This is a genomic window from Rummeliibacillus pycnus, from assembly GCF_044359855.1.
Taxonomy (GTDB): domain Bacteria; phylum Bacillota; class Bacilli; order Bacillales_A; family Planococcaceae; genus Rummeliibacillus; species Rummeliibacillus pycnus_A.
The window spans coordinates 1268435-1291866 of sequence record NZ_CP132291.1 but is presented as its reverse complement, the minus strand read 5'-3'; the positions used below and the strand labels follow the sequence as shown (position 1 = coordinate 1291866).

Annotated in this window: 20 protein-coding genes; 19 read left to right on the top strand and 1 reads right to left on the bottom strand. The window is 35.4% G+C overall.

The features are described 5' to 3' along the window. Positions 1 to 189: 189 nt before the first annotated feature. The 16 genes from nagE to Q8X41_RS06370 all read left to right on the top strand — a co-directional run bounded on the left by nagE (position 190) and on the right by Q8X41_RS06370 (position 18943). Complete coding sequence (nagE, locus tag Q8X41_RS06445) at positions 190 to 2127, top strand: N-acetylglucosamine-specific PTS transporter subunit IIBC (protein WP_397539430.1); 1938 nt, start codon at positions 190 to 192, stop codon at positions 2125 to 2127. Between the two features lie 96 nt (positions 2128 to 2223). After that, positions 2224 to 3372, top strand: coding sequence for an N-acetylglucosamine-6-phosphate deacetylase (nagA, locus tag Q8X41_RS06440; protein WP_397539429.1), 1149 nt, complete (start codon positions 2224 to 2226; stop codon positions 3370 to 3372). A 32-nt stretch (positions 3373 to 3404) separates the two neighbouring features. Beyond that, positions 3405 to 4127 carry a GntR family transcriptional regulator gene (locus Q8X41_RS06435; RefSeq protein ID WP_397539428.1) on the top strand — a complete coding sequence of 241 codons (723 nt, stop codon included), beginning with the start codon at positions 3405 to 3407 and terminating at the stop codon, positions 4125 to 4127. Positions 4128 to 4356: 229 nt separating this feature from the next. Beyond that, positions 4357 to 4626, top strand: coding sequence for an HPr family phosphocarrier protein (locus Q8X41_RS06430; protein WP_397539427.1), 270 nt, complete (start codon positions 4357 to 4359; stop codon positions 4624 to 4626). Beyond that, a complete protein-coding gene (ptsP, locus tag Q8X41_RS06425) occupies positions 4620 to 6347 on the top strand; it encodes a phosphoenolpyruvate--protein phosphotransferase (protein ID WP_397539426.1) in 1728 nt (575 codons plus the stop codon). The genes Q8X41_RS06430 and ptsP overlap by 7 nt, the downstream gene beginning before the upstream one ends. 235 nt (positions 6348 to 6582) lie before the next feature. Next, positions 6583 to 7278, top strand: coding sequence for a glucosamine-6-phosphate deaminase (locus Q8X41_RS06420; RefSeq protein WP_397539425.1), 696 nt, complete (start codon positions 6583 to 6585; stop codon positions 7276 to 7278). A 274-nt stretch (positions 7279 to 7552) separates the two neighbouring features. Then, on the top strand, positions 7553 to 9346 hold the full coding sequence (locus Q8X41_RS06415; RefSeq protein ID WP_397539424.1) for a S9 family peptidase: 1794 nt from the start codon (positions 7553 to 7555) through the stop codon (positions 9344 to 9346). 856 nt (positions 9347 to 10202) lie between these two features. Beyond that, positions 10203 to 11261 carry a MupG family TIM beta-alpha barrel fold protein gene (locus Q8X41_RS06410; protein WP_397539423.1) on the top strand — a complete coding sequence of 353 codons (1059 nt, stop codon included), beginning with the start codon at positions 10203 to 10205 and terminating at the stop codon, positions 11259 to 11261. Then, positions 11258 to 12145 carry an N-acetylmuramic acid 6-phosphate etherase gene (gene murQ, locus Q8X41_RS06405; RefSeq protein ID WP_397539422.1) on the top strand — a complete coding sequence of 296 codons (888 nt, stop codon included), beginning with the start codon at positions 11258 to 11260 and terminating at the stop codon, positions 12143 to 12145. The genes Q8X41_RS06410 and murQ overlap by 4 nt, the downstream gene beginning before the upstream one ends. 12 nt (positions 12146 to 12157) lie before the next feature. Next, the gene (locus tag Q8X41_RS06400; RefSeq protein ID WP_397539421.1) at positions 12158 to 13624 is read left to right on the top strand and encodes a PTS transporter subunit EIIC; all 1467 of its coding nucleotides are present in this window, start codon (positions 12158 to 12160) and stop codon (positions 13622 to 13624) included. A 157-nt stretch (positions 13625 to 13781) separates the two neighbouring features. After that, positions 13782 to 14627: a MurR/RpiR family transcriptional regulator gene (locus tag Q8X41_RS06395; protein ID WP_397539420.1), complete on the top strand. Its 846-nt coding sequence runs from the start codon at positions 13782 to 13784 to the stop codon at positions 14625 to 14627. Between the two features lie 261 nt (positions 14628 to 14888). Next, positions 14889 to 15650 carry a ThiF family adenylyltransferase gene (locus Q8X41_RS06390; protein ID WP_397539419.1) on the top strand — a complete coding sequence of 254 codons (762 nt, stop codon included), beginning with the start codon at positions 14889 to 14891 and terminating at the stop codon, positions 15648 to 15650. A gap of 203 nt (positions 15651 to 15853) precedes the next feature. Beyond that, positions 15854 to 16171 (top strand): PadR family transcriptional regulator, encoded by a 318-nt coding sequence (locus Q8X41_RS06385; protein WP_397539418.1) that lies wholly within the window; start codon positions 15854 to 15856, stop codon positions 16169 to 16171. Continuing rightward, positions 16171 to 16701: a DUF2812 domain-containing protein gene (locus Q8X41_RS06380; protein WP_397539417.1), complete on the top strand. Its 531-nt coding sequence runs from the start codon at positions 16171 to 16173 to the stop codon at positions 16699 to 16701. The genes Q8X41_RS06385 and Q8X41_RS06380 overlap by 1 nt, the downstream gene beginning before the upstream one ends. 111 nt (positions 16702 to 16812) lie before the next feature. Beyond that, on the top strand, positions 16813 to 17712 hold the full coding sequence (locus Q8X41_RS06375; protein WP_397539416.1) for an ABC transporter ATP-binding protein: 900 nt from the start codon (positions 16813 to 16815) through the stop codon (positions 17710 to 17712). Continuing rightward, a complete protein-coding gene (locus tag Q8X41_RS06370) occupies positions 17705 to 18943 on the top strand; it encodes an ABC transporter permease (protein WP_397539414.1) in 1239 nt (412 codons plus the stop codon). The genes Q8X41_RS06375 and Q8X41_RS06370 overlap by 8 nt, the downstream gene beginning before the upstream one ends. A 320-nt stretch (positions 18944 to 19263) precedes the next feature. Here the strand turns inward: Q8X41_RS06370 and Q8X41_RS06365 are convergent, their stop codons facing one another. Then, positions 19264 to 20556, bottom strand: coding sequence for a replication-associated recombination protein A (locus Q8X41_RS06365; protein WP_397539413.1), 1293 nt, complete (start codon positions 20554 to 20556; stop codon positions 19264 to 19266). A 147-nt stretch (positions 20557 to 20703) separates the two neighbouring features. On the opposite strand from Q8X41_RS06365, the gene cymR reads away from it, so the two are divergent. Genes cymR through mnmA form a run of 3 tightly spaced genes read left to right on the top strand, consistent with a single transcriptional unit; the run spans position 20704 to position 23421 of the window. Next, positions 20704 to 21123 carry a cysteine metabolism transcriptional regulator CymR gene (cymR, locus tag Q8X41_RS06360; protein ID WP_397539412.1) on the top strand — a complete coding sequence of 140 codons (420 nt, stop codon included), beginning with the start codon at positions 20704 to 20706 and terminating at the stop codon, positions 21121 to 21123. 14 nt (positions 21124 to 21137) lie between these two features. After that, entirely contained in the window at positions 21138 to 22280 is a 1143-nt protein-coding gene (locus Q8X41_RS06355; RefSeq protein ID WP_397539411.1) for a cysteine desulfurase family protein, read from the top strand. 19 nt (positions 22281 to 22299) lie between these two features. Then, positions 22300 to 23421, top strand: coding sequence for a tRNA 2-thiouridine(34) synthase MnmA (mnmA, locus tag Q8X41_RS06350; RefSeq protein ID WP_397539410.1), 1122 nt, complete (start codon positions 22300 to 22302; stop codon positions 23419 to 23421). Positions 23422 to 23432 lie beyond the last annotated feature (11 nt).

The window sequence follows — 23432 nt, the reverse complement described above, 5'->3', positions numbered from 1 at the left end:
AATTGAAAAGAAACATAGAATATATGAAATCGCGATGTTACACAGAAATAGATGTTTCTTATATTCTTGTTAAATACAAGGGGGAATTGAATGCGTTACATAAAAACTTATTAAAAATCTATGAAAGCGCTTTATTATTGGTATAGACAACTATACCAATAGATTCAAAAACAAAGGGGAGTGTATTTCATGTTAGGATCTTTGCAAAAAATCGGTAGATCCTTAATGTTTCCGATTGCCATATTACCTGCAGCAGCATTACTCAAACGTTTAGGTTCAGATGATATGCTTGGAAGCTTCCATGGTGATTTCATGCAGATTATCGCTCATGTAATGGATGCATCAGGTGGTGCAATCTTAGGTAACTTACCACTTATTTTCGCAATTGGTATTGCAATGGGTTTGGCTTTTGATAATAGTGGTGGTGCTGCACTTGCGGGGGCAATTGCTCACTTAGTATTAACGGGAGTATTAGAAAAAATCAATGCCGATTTAAACATGGGGGTATTCGGTGGGATAATAGCAGGTGTAGTTGCAGGACTTTTATATAATAAATATTACAATGTTAAATTTCCTGAGTGGTTATCATTCTTTGGTGGGAAACGTTTTGTTCCAATAATAACATCGATTACAATGGCAATTCTTTCAGGTGTTCTAGCATATATATGGGGACCGGTACAAGGTGTCATTGATGGAGCAGGTAATTGGATGCTTGGCGCTGGTGCATTAGGAGTAGGTGCTTACGGTTTCTTAAATCGGTTATTAATCCCAGTTGGTTTACACCATGTGATCAATACAATTGTATGGCTTGACTTCGGGGAATTCAAAAATGCAGCAGGAGAAATTATAAAAGGTGACATTCCTCGTTTCTTAGCAGGTGATCCTACAGCAGGATTATTCCAAGCTGGATTCTTCCCAATTATGATGTTCGGTTTACCAGCAGCATGTCTTGCCATGTACTTTGCAGCAAAAAAAGAAAAACGTGCAGTTGTAGGTGGTATGTTTATATCAATTGCTTTAACAGCGTTCCTCACAGGGGTAACGGAGCCAATTGAATTTACATTTATGTTCTTATCACCCGTTTTATATGTTATTCATGCTGTTTTAACGGGTATTTCGTTAATGGTTGCTGCAGCACTAGGTATCCATGATGGTTTTGGTTTCTCAGCAGGTTTAATTGATTATTTATTGAACTTTGGTATCGCTCAAAAACCATTATTATTAATTGTTCTTGGCTTAGTATTTGCTGCTATCTATTTCGTTATTTTCTACTTCCTGATTATCAAGTTAAACCTACAAACTCCTGGTCGTGAAGATGATGATGAGGTATCTCCAGAAATTGATGGCACTGAAGATGAAGTACTGGATGCAAAAGCTTATCATACAATCGAAGGATTAGGTGGTAAAGAAAATATACAACAAGTTGATTACTGTACAACACGCCTTCGCTTAACAGTGAAAGACGCAGATCAAATTAACGAAAAAGAACTTAAAAAATACGGAGCACGGGGAACAATGCGTATTAGTAAAACGAATGTCCAAGTTATTATTGGTACATCAGTTGAATTTTTAGCTGAAGCGATGAAAAAAAGGCTGGCAAAAGGAAATCCAGCACCAAAAGTTTCAATCGCAGCTGAAGATTTAGAAAAAGCTAATGAAACAAGTGCAACCTTTAAGACAGAAGATTTCGAAATGCCTATAACAGGAGAAATTATCTCGCTATCAGAAGTTCCTGATCAAGCATTTGCTTCAGGTATGATGGGCCCTGGTTTTGGAATAATACCAAAAGACAATATGTTAAAATCACCTTTCGATGGTAAAGTAACGATGATTTTCCCAACTAAACATGCAATTGGTTTGGTCAGTGATACAGGTATTGAAATTCTAATTCATATTGGGCTAGATACAGTAAAATTAAATGGTGAAGGATTTGAAGTCCTAGTAGAACGAGATCAATTGATTCAACGTGGCGATGCGTTGATAAAAGTTGATTTAAATTATGTAAAAGCGAATGCTCCATCTATTGTAACACCTATCATTTTCACGAATTCTCAAGACAAAATAATTACTTTAGAAAAAACAGGTTATCAAAGAAGTGGAACTGCAAATATTGTTAATATGAAATAAAATCTCAATCGATGAAACAAACTATTCGATTATAGTGAAAACCATTAGTATTTTAAGCCAGGTTAACGCCTGGCTTATTCTTAGGAGATGTTCTGATTGACTCAATCATTACTAATTCAAAATGTAACAGTTGTAAACAACAACGAGATTAAAAAAAATCAAGATGTTTATATAAAAAATGGCAAAATTATTGAAATAGGAAAACAACTATACATTTCTTCTAATAAAAAAATAGATGGATCAAATAAGTATCTATTCCCTGGTTTTATTGATATGCATATCCATGGATGTGCTGGTAAAGATACGATGGATGCGACACCAGAAGCACTTCATACAATGGCTAAGTCATTAGTGAAAGAAGGAACAACAAGTTATTTAGCTACCACTATAACTCAGTCAAAAGATGCCATCGAAGCAGCACTAAGCAATTTAGCAAATTTCAAAAGTACTGAAGATGAAGCAGAAATCCTCGGTATTCATATAGAAGGACCATTCATATCCAAAAAACGTGCCGGTGCACAGCCTCTTCAACATATCGTTCCTCCTACAATTGAACAATTTGAGTATTGGCAACGATTAAGTGGTAATCGTATTAAAGAAATAACCGTGGCTCCTGAAGTTGAAGGTGGTTTTGCGTTTGTTGAGGCGCTTTCAAAACAAGGTATCGTTGTATCGATTGGACACTCTGATGCAACATTTGATGACATGCAAAAAGCTGTATCACTCGGTGCAAAACAAGGAACACATTTATATAATCAAATGAGACCTTTTCATCACCGCGAACCCGGAGTGGTTGGGGGAACCTTACTGTTACCAGAGATTAAAGCTGAAATTATAGTCGATTTTGTTCATGCTCACCCACAAGCTGTAAATCTTGCCTATAAGATGAAAGGTGCTGAAAATATCATCTTAATCACAGATGCTATGCGTGCTAAAGGAGTACCGTTTGGAGATTATGAGTTAGGTGGACAATTAGTACGCGTCTCAGAAAAAGGGGCTCATCTTACAAATGGAGCATTAGCAGGTAGTGTACTAACGATGGATGCTGCTGTACGTAATATGAAGAAAGCAACAAATTGTACTCTACAGGAACTTGTAGCGATGTCCTCTTCAAATGCTGCAAAACAACTAAATTTAAAAGGAAAAGGAAATATTAAAGAGCAGTATGATGCAGATTTAATACTCCTTGATCAAGATCTCGCTATACAAAAAACGATAAAAAACGGTAAAGTAATATTTGGATAAAATCATTATTATTGCAAAAGGTGTTGAATTAGTTGGTCGACAAGAATTCCCATGTACCTATTTATGTACAGATAGAAGAAATTTTAAAAGAGAAAATTTCACATGGCGAATATGCCATTGGTTGTGCAATCCCTTCAGAAAGAGAGTTTTCTGAGACATTTAATGTGAGCAGAATGACCGTAAGACAATCAATCACACAGTTGGTTAATGATGGTTTTCTTTATCGTGAGAAGGGACGAGGAACGTTCGTGGCCAGTCCTAAATTTGAACAGCCATTAAATGGATTAACGAGTTTTACAGAAGATATGCGGGCTAGAGGTATGGAACCAAGTAGTAATATTGTTACGTTTGAAAAACAATTACCTCCTTATGATATAAGAGAGGACTTTAAGCTTATGGATAATGAAGAAGTATTTTTCATCGCCCGAATTAGAAATGCAGATCATAAACCAATGGCGATTGAAAGAACTTATATACCAGTAAAACTTTTACCAGACTTAAGTGAAGAGGATCTTCAAGGATCATTATATAATCTTGTAGAAAATAAATTTGGATTTGAAATAAATAACGCCATTCAACAAATGGAAGCTACAATTGTCACGAAAGAGGATGCAAAATATTTAAATTTGGAAGCTACAGGAGTTGTTCTAATTTTTAAGAGAACGAGTTACTTAGCAAATGGGCAACCATTTGAAGTCGTTCGTAGTTCATATCGAGCAGATCGTTATAAATTTATAAGTGAAATTAAGAGGTGAGATCGTGCAAACTTTTTTCAGGAAGTTCAAAGACTAATTTAAAAAGTATCTGAAAAAGAGATGCCGGTGATCCGAAAGATACAAACATTATTGCAAAACAAAAACTACAAAGTGGAAAACTGTAGCTTTTTGGTCGTGGGAAAGTGGAAAATGCAGATAAAAATAATGATGCTTTAATAGAGCGATATCAACATCGCATAAATTTTTATTAAAAATGGAGGCGTTTTTCATGGAAAAACAATTTATCATAACAGCAGCAGAAGGATTACATGCAAGACCTTGTACATTACTAGTTCAAGCAGTAACTCCTTTTTCTACAGAAGTACAACTTTCTTATAAAGGAAGATCAGTGAATATGAAATCTATCATGGGTGTTATGTCTCTTGGTATTCCTTCTGGCTCAACGATTACTATTTCTTCAGAAGGAACAAATGCAGACAAACTATTAGCTAAAGTTGCATCGGTGATCACAACAGAAGGAATTGGAGAGGAATGCTAGAGTTAAAAGGAATTGCGGTTTCAAACGGTATTGCGATTGCAACTGCATATTGCATAATTGAGCCAGATCTATCCTTTGAGAAGAGTTCGATTCAAGATACTGATAAAGAAAAGGTACGTTTAAGAAATGCTATCGTTAATGCAAAGGTTGAACTTGAAGAAATTCGTAATCAAGCAAAAACAAAGTTAGGGGATGAAAAAGCAGCTATTTTCCAAGCACATCTTTTAGTTTTAGAAGATCCAGAAATGTTAGGAATGATTGAAAGTAAAATCGATGAAGGAATAAATGCAGAATCCGCTCTTGATGAAATTTCTACAATGTTTATCGGAATGTTTGAAACGATGAATAACGACTATATGAAGGAAAGAGCAGCAGACATTAGAGATGTATCCAAACGATTATTAGCAAAGCTATTGAATGTGGAATTTCCTGATTATAGCCACTTAAATGAGGAAGTCATAATTATTGCAGAAGATTTAACCCCTTCTATGACTGCGCAGTTGAACAAAACCTATGTAAAAGGATTTGTTACAAATATAGGTGGACGTACATCCCACTCTGCAATTTTAGCAAGAACAATGGATATACCAGCTGTCGTTGGCACGAAAACAGCGACAAATGATATTCTACATGGTGCATCTGTTATTTTAGATGGATCAAAAGGTGTAATAATAGTTGATGCATCAGATGAAATTACTGCTACCTATCAATTGGCGCAACAAGTTTATAACGATGAACGTAAATTGTTAGAACGCTATAAAGAATCACCAAGTGTAAGTGCAGATGGTTATCATGTTGAAATTGCTGGTAATATAGGTAAACCGGCTGATGTTGAAGCCGTACTTTCAAATGGTGGAGACGGAGTGGGTCTTTTCCGTACAGAGTTTTTATATATGGACCGTGAAGAATTACCAACTGAAGAAGAACAATTTATCGCATACAAAACAGTTCTTGAAAAAATGAAGGAAAAACCTACTGTTGTCCGTACTTTGGATATTGGTGGAGATAAAGAGTTGTCATACTTGAAGATGGATAAAGAGATGAATCCGTTTTTAGGTCACCGTGCTATTCGCCTATGCCTGGATGACACCAAAATGTTCCGTACCCAACTTCGTGCATTGCTTCGCGCAAGTGTTTATGGGAATTTGAAAATCATGTTCCCAATGATTGCTACACTTGAAGAGTTTAGACAAGCGAAAGAATTACTAGAAGAAGAGCGTCAAAATCTATTAGTAAGCGGCGTGAAAGTTAGTCATACCATCGAAATTGGCATGATGGTTGAAATTCCTTCATCAGCTGTTATTGCCGACAAGTTTGCTGAGGAGGCAGATTTCTTATCAATTGGAACAAATGATTTAATCCAGTATACACTTGCTGCAGACCGTATGAATGAAAAAGTTTCCTATTTATATCAACCATATCATCCAGCCATTTTACGTTTAGTAAAAATGGTTATCGAAGGAGCTCATAAGGAAGGTAAGTGGGTAGGGATGTGTGGTGAAATGGCAGGAGATGAAGTGGCAATCCCTATTTTACTAGCCCTAGGATTAGATGAATTTTCTATGAGTGCTTCGTCTATATTACATACACGAGCGCAGATTGCTCAATTATCTAAAGAGCAGCTAGCGCAACATCTAGATGAAATTTTCAAGCTTAAAACTGCTAATGAGGTTTCAAAATATGTGAAGTTACATTTATCCAGCATTAATAAGCAGCAGTAAGATCTCATTTCAAGATTCAAGCGATCTCAAGTGGATAAGTGGGTTCATGATAACTCCCCACTGCATGAAGTTTCACTTTATTGAATAACAACTAGGTTGTTTGCCGACACCTCAATATAGATTAGAGTGTCGGTATTTTTTGATTAACAGCTCGATAATAGGAAAATAAAAACTTCAAGTCCCTATTGTAAACATTATTATTCAAATTCTGATTGAAGAAATTATGAGGTGTAATATGACAATACAACTAGAATCTATTCAAAATTTAGATCAATTATATGACAGAGCTTTTTCGATTTTAAAAGAACAAAAAAATAATGGTGCAAAAACTTTTGGTCTTGCAACTGGTGGGACAATGTTACCTCTGTATGAGCGTATTCGAAATAGTTCTCTAGATTTTTCAAACTGCAAGAGCGTAAATTTGGATGAATATGTAGGGTTACCAAAAAAACACCAACAAAGTTACATTTCCTTTATGCAAAAGCAACTATTCAATACAAAACCATTTGAAGAATCCTATTTACCTAATGGTGAAGCTGAAAATCCAGAAATGGAAGCAGTATACTATGAGAATATATTAAAATCATTAGATCTTGATTTTCAATTATTAGGCGTTGGCGAAAACGGTCATATTGGTTTTAACGAACCTGGATCATCTTTTTTAAGTGAGACACATGTTGTAACATTAACAGAATCTACAAGACAAGCAAATGCTCGCTTCTTTAAATCAATTGATGAGGTGCCAAAACACGCAATAACAATGGGAATTGCTTCTATTATGCGTGCACATCAAATTCTACTCATCGCAGTAGGAGAGAAAAAAAGAGACTCAATCCAAGCCTTAATAGATGGTAACATGACTGAAGAGATACCCGTAACCGTATTAAAAGATCATGGTAACGTCATTATTCTAACTAATTTGAAGCTATAAAAAAATTGAAGGAAAAATAATATTCATAAACTAATGAGAAGATCCTTAATGTAAGAATACATTTTAGATCTTTTTTTCAAAAAAGCACGACGTTTATTGGAATATAACTCCATAATTTCCTTTTTGTCATGTATAATTAAAAGAAAATTCAGAAATGTTATATTGATAAAAGGCGGCGCATATAAAGCGAGTTAGCTCATATCTTTTAACTTAAGGAATGGAAAGCAATAAGAAATATTAATCAGAGAAAATTTATAAGAAAAGAGGAATAGGAATGATTCAGTTTGAAAAGCCAAATGTTACTCAGTTTTTTCAAAGTTTAACTGTCAGTGATTTTTCAGTTAGTCCTGATGAAAAGCAGATTGTATTAAGTACGAATTTAAACGGACATTTTAATCTATGGGGAATGGATGTAGAGAAAAAATTTCCGTATCCAATGACTTTTAATAATCAAGCCTCAGATTTTATTAGTTATTCGAAAACAGGTGAATTCCTTTTAGTTGGATTTGATAAAGACGGAGATGAAAATAGCCAAATTTATGCGATTGCACCTGAGGGTGGAAGCCTAGTACCAATCCGCAATATAGAGGGAGAGCGTCATTTCTACGCACATTTGTCTGAGGATGGGAGACGTCTTTATTATTCAACTACAGCTGGAAATGCGAAGTATTTAAATAGTCTCGTTTATGACATTGAGAACGGAAATGAAAAGCTACTTTTAGAGGGCTGTGTTGCGCCTTCTCATATTGCTGCAGTTAGTCCAGAGGAAAAATCATTTGTTTTTATTAAACAATTTGGTAATACATATTCCTTAGCATATGTTCAAGGTGATGTTGAGAGTGTATTGCTTACACCTCCAACAGATAAGCAGCATACAGTATCAGAGATTATCTATACTTCTGAAAACGAAATATATTTTTTAACAAACTACGATGACGATTTTAGCTATTTAGCAAAATTTGATATTCAGTCGAAACAATTTACAAAGTTGTTTCAATTAGAAAAAGAAGATTTTACAAGTATTTATTATTCGAAAAAAGAGCAAATACTATATATAGTTGGTTCCTATGGTGTAGCGGATCGGCTTTATCGTTATATAGTTGCAGATGGAAAATGTGAAAAAGTCGAAATACCTGTTGATATTATTGAGAAGGTGGTTATTATGCCAAGCGGACATTTATATTTGCTTGGAAAAACAGCTACGAAGCCTAATAATATTTTTATATCAAAGGAAATGGGAAGTTCTTGGTTGGAAATCACACACTATAGAGTACCAGGTGTTCGAGACGAGGATTTGATAGGACCTGAAGTGCTAAGTTATCCATCGTTTGATGGTTTAGAAATTGAAGCACTTTTATTTAAGGCGAAGGAAGAAAATTCGAATGGTTATGTTATTTTATGGCCACATGGTGGTCCACAATCAATTGAACGTAAATCATTTCGAGCAATGTTCCAATTCCTTGTCAACCAGGGTTATTCTATTTTTGCTCCTAACTTTAGAGGCTCATCGAATTACGGTTTAAACTTTATGAAAATGGTTGAGGGGGATTGGGGGCATGGCCCACGTCTTGATAATATTACTGGGGTTGAATGGCTTATTAAAAAGGGCTATGCAGACCGGGATAAAATTCTGCTTTTAGGTGGTAGCTATGGTGGCTATATGGCACTGCTCTTACACGGTCGCCATGCAGATTACTTTAATGCAGTTGTTGATATTTTTGGCCCAAGTAATTTATTTTCATTTATTGAGTCTGTTCCGGAGTTTTGGTCGTCATTTATGAAGCAATGGATAGGGGATCCGGAAACGGATAAGGAAAGATTAACAGCAGATTCGCCAATTACTTATTTAGATGGTATGACGAAGCCTATGTTAGTTATACAAGGAGCGAATGATCCACGTGTTGTTCAAAAGGAATCAGATCAAATCGTTGCTGCATTGAAGGGAAATGGGCAAGAAGTGGACTATATTGTACTAGAAGATGAGGGACATGGATTCACGAAAAAGGCAAATGAAATATACGTGTATGAGAAAATACTGGAATTCTTTAATGCGCACATAATGTTATAAAGTACTGAAGAAAAAAATGAATATTAAGTAGCTTTACAAACCTCCTATCAATTCAATTGATAGGAGGTTTGTATTTATAGATTTAAAATTAAACATCTTTATTTCTCTTTATATAAAGTCAAATTCATAATTCAAAAATTTGATAAAAAACACGAAAATTAAAAAGGCCATTGTTATATGCCATATCTATTAGAATATTGTCTATGAAGCGGAAGATGGCGACTCCTGAGGGAAAGCGAGGTGGCCACTGAAAAAGTGTAGTAATACAAATCTTTATAGTATATATCTGCTATTGAATGAAGTGGAATTAGCTCCGCTTTCCGTGGGCGAACTGACGAGCCTCCTCGCTGCGCTCCGGGGTCTCGTCTAGCTCGTTTTCCCACAGGAGTCTCCGCTAATTCCACTTCAACTAAGATGGTCACACAAGATTTTTATCATAAAAATCAAGCTACTTTTTCTTTTTCAGTGGCCTCAAAGCGAGACAGGTGAGACCCCGCAGTGAAGCACGGTACGGGCTTCCGAGGAGGCTCAACGATCGCTTAGCACGAAAGCGCCATCAGGAGCGGAAATACAAAGTATATACTGATACGAAATATTATCCGAATTATTGTGTTGTTTATTAGAAACTAATCGTATTTTTAATTAGAAAAGTATTTTGAAATTGACCAATAAGAAAAGGATTTCAAGATATGTATTATCTGAATTTCGAAGTCTATTTTCATATTGATTCATACGGAATATCATTTCATTAATTATGTAAATATAAATTCATATGTTGAAATGCTATTTCATATTAAATGTAATATCAGAGTGAAAGAATTAGAAAATTAATTTTTCTTATAAATGGGGTGGTATTTTGTTTGGATTATCGATGTATTTAAACAATGATTTAACAGAAAGTGATTACTATTATATTCGTGATATGAAGGAAATAGGATTTGAAGAAGTGTTTACCTCATTACATATACCAGAATACGATGGATCACTTTATAAAGAGCGTTTAAGTACTTTGGGCAATTTGTGTAAGAACACTGATTTGAGACTGACGGTGGATATTTCTCCATCAGCGCTTGAAGCAATCGGTCTGACTTTAGAAAATGCAGAAGAAATCCAGGGGATGGGTATTACAGGAATTCGTCTTGATTATGGTTTTACGATGGAGGAAATAGCCGCATTGTCTAAAAAAATGCTTGTTGCGCTAAATGCAAGTACAATCATTGCGGATGATGTTGAAGTATTAAAACAATATGATGCAAACTTTGAAAAAATTGAGGCGTGGCATAATTATTATCCAAGAAATGAAACAGGTCTAAGTAAGCAATTTTTAGAAGAAAAAAACAGTGCGTTAAAGAAGTGGGGCTTTACCACTATGGCGTTTGTTCCTGGAGATAACCAACTTCGTGGCCCAATATTCAGCGGCTTACCCACCCTTGAGAAGCACAGAGGTCGTCATTCTTTAAGCTCAGCAATAGAATTACTAAATGACACGTCGACTGACAAAATTTTTATTGGTGATCCACGAATAGGTAAAGAAACCATGAACCAGTATAAAGCATTTTTGAAGGGGAGATATTTCTTACTCTATGGTACTTTGTTTGATCATGCGCCAAACTACATCACAAATTCTTTTCATAATCGATTTGATGATGCAAGAGATGTAGTTCGGTTTGAGGAAGCAAGATCTTTAGTAAAGGGAACAATTAAACCGCAAAATACAGTTGCGCGTGGAAAAGGTTCAATCACCATTGATAATTTCAATTATGGTCGCTATATGGGAGAAATTCAAATTACAAGAAGTGACCTCCCTAGTGATAACAGAGTAAATGTAATTGGAGATATTCGGAAAGAAGATTTTGATTTATTGCTATTGATAGGTGCAGGGCAGAAAGTAATGATTAAAGAGGTGAATGGATGAATTTAGATAAGCTTACGACAGAAAAGAGAAATGAAAAAACTATGCATCTCGATGAAATGAGTATGGAGGAAATTCTCGTTTTAATGAACTATGAAGATCAAACAGTTCCCAAAAGTGTTGAAAAAGAAATACCGCAGATTAAAAAAGTAGCCGATGCTATTATTACAGCCTTTCAAAATGAAGGACGGCTAATTTATTTAGGGGCAGGGACGAGTGGTCGACTTGGTATATTAGATGCTGCAGAATGTGTACCAACTTTTGGAACATCCCCTGAAAAAGTAGTTGGCCTAATCGCTGGAGGTTTGTCTGCAATGACGGTTGCTGTAGAAGGGGCAGAGGATTCTGAAGAATTGGCAAAAAAAGACTTGAAAGACTTAAACCTAACAGATAAGGATATAGTCATTGGAATTGCAGCAAGTGGCCGTACGCCCTATGTTGTTGGTGGTTTGAAATATGCAAATGATGTTGGAGCATTAACGGCAAGTATTGCTTGTAATAGGAATGCAATTATTAGTACATACGCTACAATTCCGATTGAAGTAGAAGTGGGGCCGGAAATATTAACTGGTTCAACCCGATTAAAATCAGGAACCGCACAAAAATTAGTACTGAATATGTTATCTACCGTATCCATGATTGGGATTGGGAAAATATACAAAAATTTAATGGTAGACGTACAACCAACAAACGAAAAATTAGTAGAACGTTCGAAACGTATTATTATGCAAGCAACGGATTGTTCGTATGATAAGGCAAGTGAAAGCTTTGAAAAAGCAAATCGGGATGTCAAGTTAGCGATTGTAATGTTGTTAACGAATTTGGGGAAGGAAGAAGCAAAAGAGCGTTTGAAACAAGCGAAAGGTTTTGTAAGAAAAACACTTTAAGGGGGATTGGACATGGCTGAATCAAAAGAGCAACGGATGGCTAGAGAAATATACGATCAAGTCGGTGGTATGGGGAATGTATCTAAAATTATCCACTGTATGACTCGAGTTCGTATGACAATTAAAGATGAAGCAAAAGTAAATGTAGCGAGTTTAAAAAATGTTCAAGGTGTTTTAGGTATTGTGGAAGACGAAACGCTGCAAGTAGTTGTTGGACCAGGCATAGTTAATAAAGTAGCAAATGAGATGGTAGCAATGGCAGGAGTGAAGCTAGGAGAACCATTTCCAGATATGTTTAGTGCTTCAAATAATATAGAAAACTTGACTGATCGCCAACGTGTCGAAGCGAAGGCTGCAGAGGTTAAGGCAGCACATAAATCAAAACAAAAAAATACAAAATTTAAGAGAATATTAAAGTCAATCTCTAATATCTTCGTCCCATTAATCCCTGCATTTGTAGGTGCGGGTCTATTAGGCGGTATAGCTGCTATTTTATCTAATATGCTCGTGGCAGGGCAAATTGGTGATAACTGGTCACAAATTATTACGATCTTAAATATTATCAAAAATGGCGTATTTGCATATCTAGTAATTTATGTTGGTATTAATAGTGCCAACGAATTTGGAGCAACACCGGGATTAGGCGGAGTTGTCGGTGCAACAACCTTATTAACAGGAATGAATCCTGAAGTTCCATTAACCAATATCTTCAATGGAAACGCTTTATCTGCTGGGCAAGGTGGTATTTTAGGGGTTATTTTCGCTGTATGGATCTTATCTATTGTTGAAAAAAATGTTCGTAAATTTGTTCCAGATGCAGTGGATATTATCGTAACGCCTACAATAACATTACTGATTGTAGGATTAATCACAATCTTTATCGTCATGCCTGTTGCAGGTGTAATCTCCGCAAGCTTGGTAGGAGCAGTAAACTGGATATTAGATGTGGGCGGTGCATTCTCAGGATTTGTGCTTGGAGCTACTTTCCTTCCAATGGTCATGTTCGGATTGCATCAAATATTAACGCCACTCCATATTGAAATGATAAATAGCTCAGGTGTGACATTATTATTACCAGTATTAGCGATGGCCGGTGCAGGTCAAGTAGGTGCTGCAATCGCATTATGGGTAAGATGCCGTAAAAACAAAAAAATTACAAACTTAATTAAGGGTGCACTTCCTGTAGGGATTCTAGGAATTGGTGAACCGCTGATTTACGGGGTAACACTTCCATTAGGTCGTCCATTCATTACTGCTTGTATTGGTGGAGGAATTGGGGGTGCAGTAATAGCAGGGATAGGGGGTATTGGTTCAATTGCAATCGGGCCAAGTGGTATTTCATTAATTCCACTAATTGCGAATGGTCATATTATTGGTTATATTTTGGGGTTACTTTCAGCGTATGCTGGTGGTTTTGTTGCAACCTATTTCTTCGGCGTTCCAAAAGATGCTATCCAAGAAAACGAAAGTGAAGAATAATAAAATTTATCACCCCTTAACAAGTAAAGGATCTTTTCTAGAAAATTATTTGGTTGATAAAGCTGAAGTTTAAGTAGTAGTCGAGCTGTTTCAATTTATAATAAGTGATAACACAAGCCACATATTTCACTTTATCCTATAAAGCAGGGAATGTATTATGAAAAATCATCTATTATTTTCCATTCAAAATAAATTAGCGTCCTTATCATCTGCTGAAAGAAAGGTAGGGGCATTCATTTTAGAGCATGCAACTGAAGTAATTGCTATGAGTACAGAAGAAGTAGCTACAAAAGCAGGCGTTAGTCCAGCTACTGTCATTCGATTCTGCCAATCAGTCAGCAATAAGGGCTTTACTTCGTTTAAGTTAATATTATCAGCGGAATCAATGATTGATAAAAAATTGTACCAAGAGATTAATCCAAGTGATTCGACAAAACAAGTAAAAGAAAAGTTGTCTCTTCGTATTCAACATACGATTGAACAAACAAATCAAAAGCTTTTAGATAATAGCATTCAGAAAGCAGCGCAAATGTTAAAACATTCTGATCGAATATTTATTTATGGTATGGGTGCTTCAAATGTAGTTGCAGAGGATATGACTCAAAAGTTTATGCGAGTCGGAAAATCGGTTATCCATACTCTAGATCATCATCTAATTACTGCTTCGCTGTCAGCACAGCATGAGAATTCTGTTTTAGTATTGATATCAAACTCTGGGGAGAAGCAAGAGAGTATTAAACTAGCGAAGATTGCAAAAGAGTTAAATGTCTCAAGAATTGTCATGACACATAATGCTAATAGCACATTAGCAAAATTAAGTACTATCACACTTATTCATGATGCTAACGAAGAAAATAGGACAATTCGTAGTGCAGCTACGACATCTCTAATTGCACAACTCTATGCTTTAAATATTTTATATTACACTTACGTAGCGTTAGATTTTGACGAAAATATTGATAAACTTTCCGCTTCGCACAGTGTGGTAAGGGAATACTTTTGACAAATGGAACTTTTTATACATTAATTCTTTGAGAAGTGTTCAAAAAGTGAATAGAATGTATTGTCGATGCAATCCTATTAAATAGGTTGTATCGGCTTTTTTGTTATTAAAAGCTTAATCCAAAAAGCATCCTCAATTTTGCCGATATAATTCTCACAGCAAGTAATTCATGCTATAATTAATAATTGTTTTAGATGATTATCAAAGTAATTAACTTGGTTTACTAAAGAAATGAAATTTTTATAGATGGAGAGGGTTTTCATGTTACATCAATTTTCAAGAAATGAACTTGCAATAGGACAAGAAGGTTTAGATAAACTTAAAAATACTACAGTCGCTATATTAGGTGTCGGTGGCGTTGGATCTTTTGCAGCAGAAGCTTGTGCAAGAAGTGGCGTTGGTCGAATTATTTTAGTCGATAAAGATGATGTAGATATTACCAATATTAACCGCCAACTAGTCGCTTATCTATCTACAATTGGCAAGTCCAAATCAGCTGTAATGAAAGAACGTATTGCAGATATTAACCCAGAGTGCGAAGTAATTGATTTGCATATGTTCTACACAGAAGAAACCTACGAAAAATTCTTCAGCTATGAACCAGACTATGTAATCGATGCGTCCGATACAGTGATATATAAAATTCACATTATGAAAGAATGTTTAAAACGAAAAATTAAAATTATTTCTAGTATGGGTGCTGCCAATAAAATGGATCCAACACGCTTCCAAATTGCAGATATCTCTAAAACGCATACAGATCCACTTGCAAAAGTCATTCGCTTGAAACTGCGCAAGCAAGGCATTAAAAAAGGAATTCCCGTTATCTTCTCTGATGAAAGCCCAATCGTTATTCGTCCAGATGTTGCAGAAACAGTCGGCAAACCAGATGCTGCCATTCGTAAAGCGAAAATGCCGCCATCTTCAAATGCTTTTGCTCCATCTACAGCAGGTTTAATCGCTGCGAGCTGGGTAGTGCGAGAAATTTTAAAGGATATTAAGATTAACCGAGTTCAAGGTTAATTTTGTCAAAAAAAAGCTGTATTTACACAAAACGTGTGAATACGGCTTTTTTTTTACATTCTAAAAATAAGTATGTAGGTTTCTGTGTTGAATGAATCAAAATTAGATTTTATTTCCATTAATGGTTGACTCGATATATCGTCAGCTGATATATTATTTATATCGACAGACGATATATCAGTTGTTGATATGGGAGGTATTTTATGTCACAAGAACATACTCCATTGACTGAGGGGGTTTATTATATTTTATTAGCACTCTATGAGCCTAGACATGGTTACGGTATTATGCAGTTTGCAGAAGAAATGAGCAATGGACGTGTAAAACTAGGTGCGGGGACTATCTATGGGGCAATCAAATCATTATTAAAGAAAAAATGGATTAAAGCCTATGAAGAGGATGGCAGAAAGAAAGAATATATCATTACTGATTTAGGGAAAGAAATAGTCGAATTTGAAGTAGCAAGGTTAAAAGAGCTTTATATAAATGGACAGAATTTGCTTAATCGGGAGGAATTATAATGAAACGATATTTCCGAAATTTCATAGATTATGAAAAAGAAGAACAATGGATTAATGCACATAGCCTTAATGGATTGCATTTAAAGCGTTTTTCCCCTCTTTATTACCAATTTGAAGAAGGAAAGCCAGGAGAATACATATATCGTGTTGTGTTATTACCGAAGGATCGAGAAGAATATTTAGATTTTTTGGCTTCTACTGGTATTGAAATAGTTTGTAAATATTATAAATGGGCGTATGTTCGAAAAAAATCTGAAGAGGGACCATTTGAATTATATTCAGATCATACATCGAAAATTACTTATTATAAACAAATAATTTTATTTTATATGTTTATATTTATTATAAATTTCCTTTCAGTAATAATGAACTTTGGTATTTTCTTTTTTATCAAAGGTGAATCCGTTAATAATTTGAATGGATTAGTAGGGTTATTAAATGCTCTTGTAGTTATCCTTCTATTATTTCCACTGTTAAAAACATACAATAAAAAGAATACGTTACAAAAAGAACATGGAGTTTTTTTATGATTAACCATGTTGAGATTATTAATTAATAAATTTTATTAAAAATGAATACATTTGGAAGTTTAAAACGTATATGTATTGTGTTCAGAAATTTTGCATAAAAGGAGTAGAGTTATGGCATTAGTGATTGATCAAGTAACAAAAAGGTATCATGATTTCACAGCAGTCAATCAGCTATCTTTTACGATTGAAAAAGGTGAAATATTTGGTCTTATCGGCCAAAACGGAGCTGGTAAAACGACAACATTCCGAATGATTCTTGATTTGCAGGAATCAACAGAAGGGGATATTTCTTGGAATGGTGAGTCCATGCATAATGTAAACAGAGATGTGCTTGGTTATTTACCTGAGGAGAGAGGGATTTTTCCTACCATGACAGTTGAAGATCAATTGTATTTCTTTGGAGTTCTTCGAGGATGGACGAAAAAAGATTTAAAAAATGAAGTTGACTATTGGATTAAACGATTTGATTTGGAAGATAAGCGGAAATCAAAGGCGGAAACACTATCAAAAGGGAATCAACAAAAAGTTCAATTAATTGCAAGTTTTATTCATCAACCAGAATTTCTAATATTAGATGAACCATTCAGTGGTCTTGATCCTGTCAATCGAGAATTATTAATGCAGGCAATTTTGTATTTACGAGAAAAAGGAACAACGATATTATTTTCAAGTCATCAAATGGATAATGTAGAGGAACTATGTGATCATCTTTGTATATTAAAAAGAGGTGTCTCTCTGTTTACAGGTAGTTTGATAGATTTGAAGGAACAATATGGAAAAATAAAATTAAGCATCCGGACTGAATTAAACGAATCACAATTAAGCGAATTACCAGGTGTAAAAAGCGTTAAGATAACGAAGGATGGGTACACCTTATTATTAGAAAATGAATCTTATGGCGAACAGCTTCATAAGATACTTGGAAAAGGAAAGTACATGGAAAAATTCAGTATGGATTATTTATCACTAGATGAAATCTTCAAAGATTTGGTAGGTGGCGAACATGTCTAAATTCTGGATCTTAGCAACACAACTCTATAGGCAGAAGATTAAAGCAAAATCGTTTATATTTTCAATTGTTCTTTATGTAGCAATTATTAGTGTAGTAATGTTTTGGTCTGATATTAAAGCAGCGTTATTTTCTGATGAGCCATTAAAGATTGCTTTGATTAATGACACAAAACAAGATTTTAAAGAGGTATTCCAATCAGATAGTGATATGAAGTTTTCATTTCCTACAGATAACCAGAAAAAGATAGAACAAAAAGTAAAAGATGAAAAACTAGATGCAGTAGTTGTCCTAAAAGAAACGAATGGTAAATTAGGAGCGGAGATTGCTACATATAAACCTCTTGAATTTAATGATCAGACAAAGCTATCATCCTTAATTCAATATGCTGGGAAAATCTATTCAGTTCAACAATTAAATTTATCTGCAGAACAGGCAGCTCAAATTGTTGAATCTCAAACTCCAATCAATTTGAAAAATTTAAACGAGCAAACAAAAGACGGGAAGAGTGAAGATGAAAAAGCCGCGGGAATAGGTGCTTCTATTTTAGTAGGCTCATTGGTTTATTCACTTGTTATTTCATTTTTATCGATGATTACAACTGATGTAGCTTCTGAGAAGGGGTCTCGCGTGTTAGAGGTATTACTAGCAAGTGTCAAACCATCAACACATTTTTTAGCAAAATTAACAGGGACATATTTATTAGCTTTAACCCAAATTGGTATATTGTTAGCCGTACAAATTGTTTTGTTTTTAACGCTTGATGGTGGTTCAAAATGGCAGCGTGTAACAGATATTGTGGGGAATTTATCGATGAGCTATGTCTTTTATACACTAGCATATTTATTGTTATCTATTTTCTTATTCTTGGTGATGGGCGCATTATTCGGTTCACTAGTATCAAAAGTAGAAGAAGCAGGGCAAGCGATGATGCCAGTCATGCTCATTGGAGTGGCAGGTTTCTATGTCTTAATGTCAGGTTTATATAGTCCTGATACATTATTAATCAAAGTATTCTCATTCATCCCATTTACAACTGTTATGGTAATGCCGCTTAGAATGGGTGCAACAGATTTATCATCATTCGAACCTCTGATTGCACTTATTGTATTAATCATTACTGTTATGTTAGCATTCTTTGTTACGTTGTCATTCTATAAACGAAGTGTACTAACATATACTTCAGGTGGAGTTATCCAGAAAATTAAAACAGTACTTAAGGTTACTACGTAATAGGAGTTTACTGATTTCTTAGAATTAATCCGAAAAATTAATGATTTAATCAAAAAGAAAAAGGTAAGTAGAAATTATTCTACTTGTCTTTTTCTTTTGGTTTCGTTTAAGAATAATCTTTAAGTGAAAATAGGATACAGGGTTTCAAAAGGTTTAGTACTTATATTATCGAGAGATGCTTATACCCAATAACCGAAACGAACCGTTCTTTTGTACAAATGCAATTACCTAATTTACCTGAAGTGATCTTTAAAGAAAAAGACTATAGGCAAACTCACAATTATCGAGCTTTCCAATAGTCTTTGCTTACTGGTAATATTCTATTTTTTTTTATTATTTTTTAAACTATTTAAATGATCGTATATTCCTGCCATTCTTTTTTCCTGCCCTGCAATTACAGGATGGTAGAATTCGGTCCCTTCCAGTTCATCAGGCAAATACTGTTGATCAACCCAGCCACCGAATGTACCGATAGGTGTGTTATGTGGATATTGATACCCTTCTACTCCAAGAACTTTGGCTCCCGCATAATGTGCATCACGTAAATGCATGGGAATATCTCCGGTTTTGCCTGCATGAATGGCAGCAGTGGCAGCATCGATTGCAGAAATAGCTGAGTTTGATTTTTCGGCAAGACACATTTCAATTACTGCATGAGCCAAAGGGATGCGAGCTTCTGGCATCCCTAGTCGTTCAGCTGATTGAACGGCTGCAAGAACATGAGAACCAACTTCAGGTGCAGCTAATCCTACATCCTCAAAGCTCATCACTAATAACCGACGACTAACAGCAACTAAGTCCCCATTTTCTAAGCAGTTTGCTAAGTAATAAATCGCTGCATTGACATCGCTGCCTCGAACGGACTTTTGCAAGGCTGATAACAAGTTGTAAAAGTGACTTCCTTTTTTATCTCCATAGACACCGATACGTTCTGCTAGATTTTTGACAATAGAATCTTGTACAATCGTTTCATTATTCTCTTCATCTGAGGAATAGTAGACAGATTCTAAAAGTGTCAGTGCTTTTCTTGCATCACCATGTGAAGCTTGAACGATTAAAGCACGTTGATCATCTGTCATAAGGATTTTGTATCGACCAAGTCCGCGTTCTTTGTCTTCTAAAGCACGAAGGATGAGCGTGTTAATATCTTCATCTATCAATCTCTTAAGTTGTTTAATTTCTCCGCAGCGTGAGCGAATCGCAGGGTTTACATCATGAAATGGATTTTCAGTTGTAGCACCTATTAATATAATGGAGCCATTTTCAACATGAGGCAGTAAAGTATCTTGCTGTAATTTATTAAAACGATGAATTTCATCTAAAAATAAGATTACTTGTCCAGAAAGCTTTGCTTCGTTGACAACATCTTCTACATCTTTTTTACCTGCTCGCGTAGCATTTAAGGCGAAAAACGTCAATTTAGACGAACCGGCAATGGCAAATGCAATCGATGTTTTACCGATACCTGGTTCCCCATAAAGTAACATAGATGGGACATGACCGTTTTTTATCATTTTATATAACGTTGTATTTTGACCGATTATTTCTTGGTGACCGACAACTTCATCAAGGTTACGTGGTCGCATACGAAATGCGAGTGGTTCATTTGGCAAATTGGGCACCTCTTTCTTATTGGTACAGAGCTTAATAACTCGAAATTCGATAACTCGTAACAATAATACTAAATCATTCCCGAGTAGAATGAAAGGAAATATGCTATACTTTAAGCTAGACAAATAGCTAATTTTAGAGGTGTATATATGAAAATTTCAACAAAAGGGCGTTATGGCTTAACAATTATGATTGAATTGGCTAAAGAATATGGTCAAGGGCCGATTCCTCTTAGACAAATTGCATCAGAAAATAATTTATCAGAAGCATACTTAGAACAACTAGTTTCACCATTACGAAACTCAGGACTTGTCAAAAGTGTTCGTGGCGCTTATGGTGGCTATATGTTATCAAAACCACCACATTTAATTTCTTCAGCAGACGTTATAAAAGTGCTAGAAGGACCAATTCAGCCCGTAGAAGGTATTGAAGAAGAAGCACCACCACAACGAGAGCTTTGGCTTCGTGTTCGTGATGCAGTAAAAGATGTACTTGAAACAACAACTCTTGATGATTTAGCAAGCTACACAGAAGAACAAAAAGATGATGGGTATATGTTTTATATTTAAAAGGAGATTTTACCATGAAAGAAATATATCTTGACCATGCAGCAACTTCTCCCATGCATCCAGCTGTAATTGAGAAGATGGCAGAAGTGATGGGTGACGTATTTGGTAATCCATCAAGTATTCATAGCATTGGTCGTTATGCTCGAAAATATTTGGACGAAGCAAGATTCGTTTTATCAAGTGCTATTGGTGCAAAAGATCACGAGATCATTTTTACAGGTGGTGGTAGTGAAGCGGATAACTTAGCAATCATAGGTACAGCACATGCTAGAAGTGCAGAAGGTCGACATATTATTACAACACAAATCGAGCATCATGCAGTACTTCATACTTGTCAGCAACTAGAAAAAGAAGGTTTTGAAGTGACTTATCTTCCTGTTAATGACAAAGGAATGATTTCACTGGATGAATTAAAAAATGCGCTTCGTGATGATACCATTTTAGTAACAGTCATGTTTGGTAACAATGAAGTTGGTACTTTACAACCGATTAAAGAAATTGGTGCATTATTAAAAGACCATCAAGCAAGTTTCCATACAGATGCTGTTCAAGCGTTTGGCATACAAAAAATTAATGTAGATGAACTTCAAGTCGATCTACTTTCAGTGTCATCACATAAATTAAATGGGCCAAAAGGTTTAGGTTTCCTTTACCAACGCGAAAGTGCGAAAATCCAACCAATTATCTTTGGTGGTGAACAAGAACGAAAACGTCGTGCAGGTACTGAAAATGTACCAGCAGTTGTTGGTTTTGCAGAGGCTACTAAAATTGCTCAAGCAAGTTTTACAGAAAAACAACAGCAATTTATTGATTTCCGCAATACGTTCTTGAAGAAATTAGATCAGGCAGAAATTTCTTATCATGTAAATGGCGATGAAACTCACTATTTACCACATGTTTTAAATATTAGTTTTACAGGAATGGATGTTGAATCTTTCTTAGTCAATTTAGATATCGCAGGAATCGCTGCTTCCAGTGGTTCTGCATGTACAGCTGGTTCTATCGATCCTTCACATGTACTTGTTGCAATGTTTGGAAAACACGCCGATGAGCTACGCAACTCTATCCGCTTTAGCTTTGGCTATGGCTTAACATTAGAGGATATCCAAATAACTGCAGATAAAACAATTGAAATCGTAAAACGCTTAGTGAAATAACAGAAAAAAGGTGAACAATATGAACGCAACGAAAGACCCCTCACAAACACGTGTTGTTGTCGGAATGTCTGGAGGAGTCGATTCTTCTGTAACGGCTTATTTACTGAAAAAACAAGGCTACGACGTGATCGGTATCTTCATGAAAAACTGGGATGATACAGATGAATTTGGTGTTTGTACAGCTACAGAGGATTATGAAGATGTTATCAAAGTTTGTAACCAAATTGGTATTCCTTACTATGCGGTAAACTTTGAAAAACAATATTGGGATAAAGTATTTACTTACTTTTTAGAAGAATATAAAGCAGGTCGTACACCAAACCCAGATGTTATGTGTAATAAAGAAATCAAATTCAAAGCATTTTTAGAACATGCCATGAAACTTGGTGCTGATTATGTGGCAACAGGTCACTATGCACGAGTCGAGGTACGTGATGGTGAAACGAGAATGTTACGTGGTATCGATCAAAATAAAGACCAAACGTATTTCTTAAACCAACTAACACAAGAACAGTTATCTAAAGTAATGTTCCCAATCGGAGAATTAGAAAAACCGCGAGTTCGTGAAATTGCAGAAGAAGCAGGCCTAGCAACTGCTAAGAAAAAAGATTCAACAGGTATTTGCTTTATCGGTGAACGTAATTTTAAAGAATTTCTAAGCCAATACTTACCTGCTCAACCAGGTAATATGGAAACCTTTGATGGTAAAGTAATGGGCAAACATGATGGACTTATGTATTACACAATCGGTCAACGTCATGGGCTTGGTATTGGTGGAGACGGTGATCCTTGGTTTGTATTAGGAAAAGACTTAGAAAGAAACGTGCTATTAGTTGGCCAAAACTTCTACAATGATAAGCTCTTCTCTACAAGTTTAACTGCAGTGAAAACAAGTTTTACAACGCATCGCGAAATGCCGAAGAAATTTAATGCAACAGCTAAATTCCGCTATCGCCAAAAGGATGTACCGGTAGAAGTTGAACTTGTCGGTGAAGATAAATGGCTAGTAACCTTTAGCGAACCAACTCGTGCAATTACACCAGGACAATCTGTCGTTTTATATGACGGAGACGAATGTCTAGGTGGAGCAACCATTGATGAAGTATTTAAAAATAACGATAAATTAACATATGTTGGGTAACAGAGGTGAAC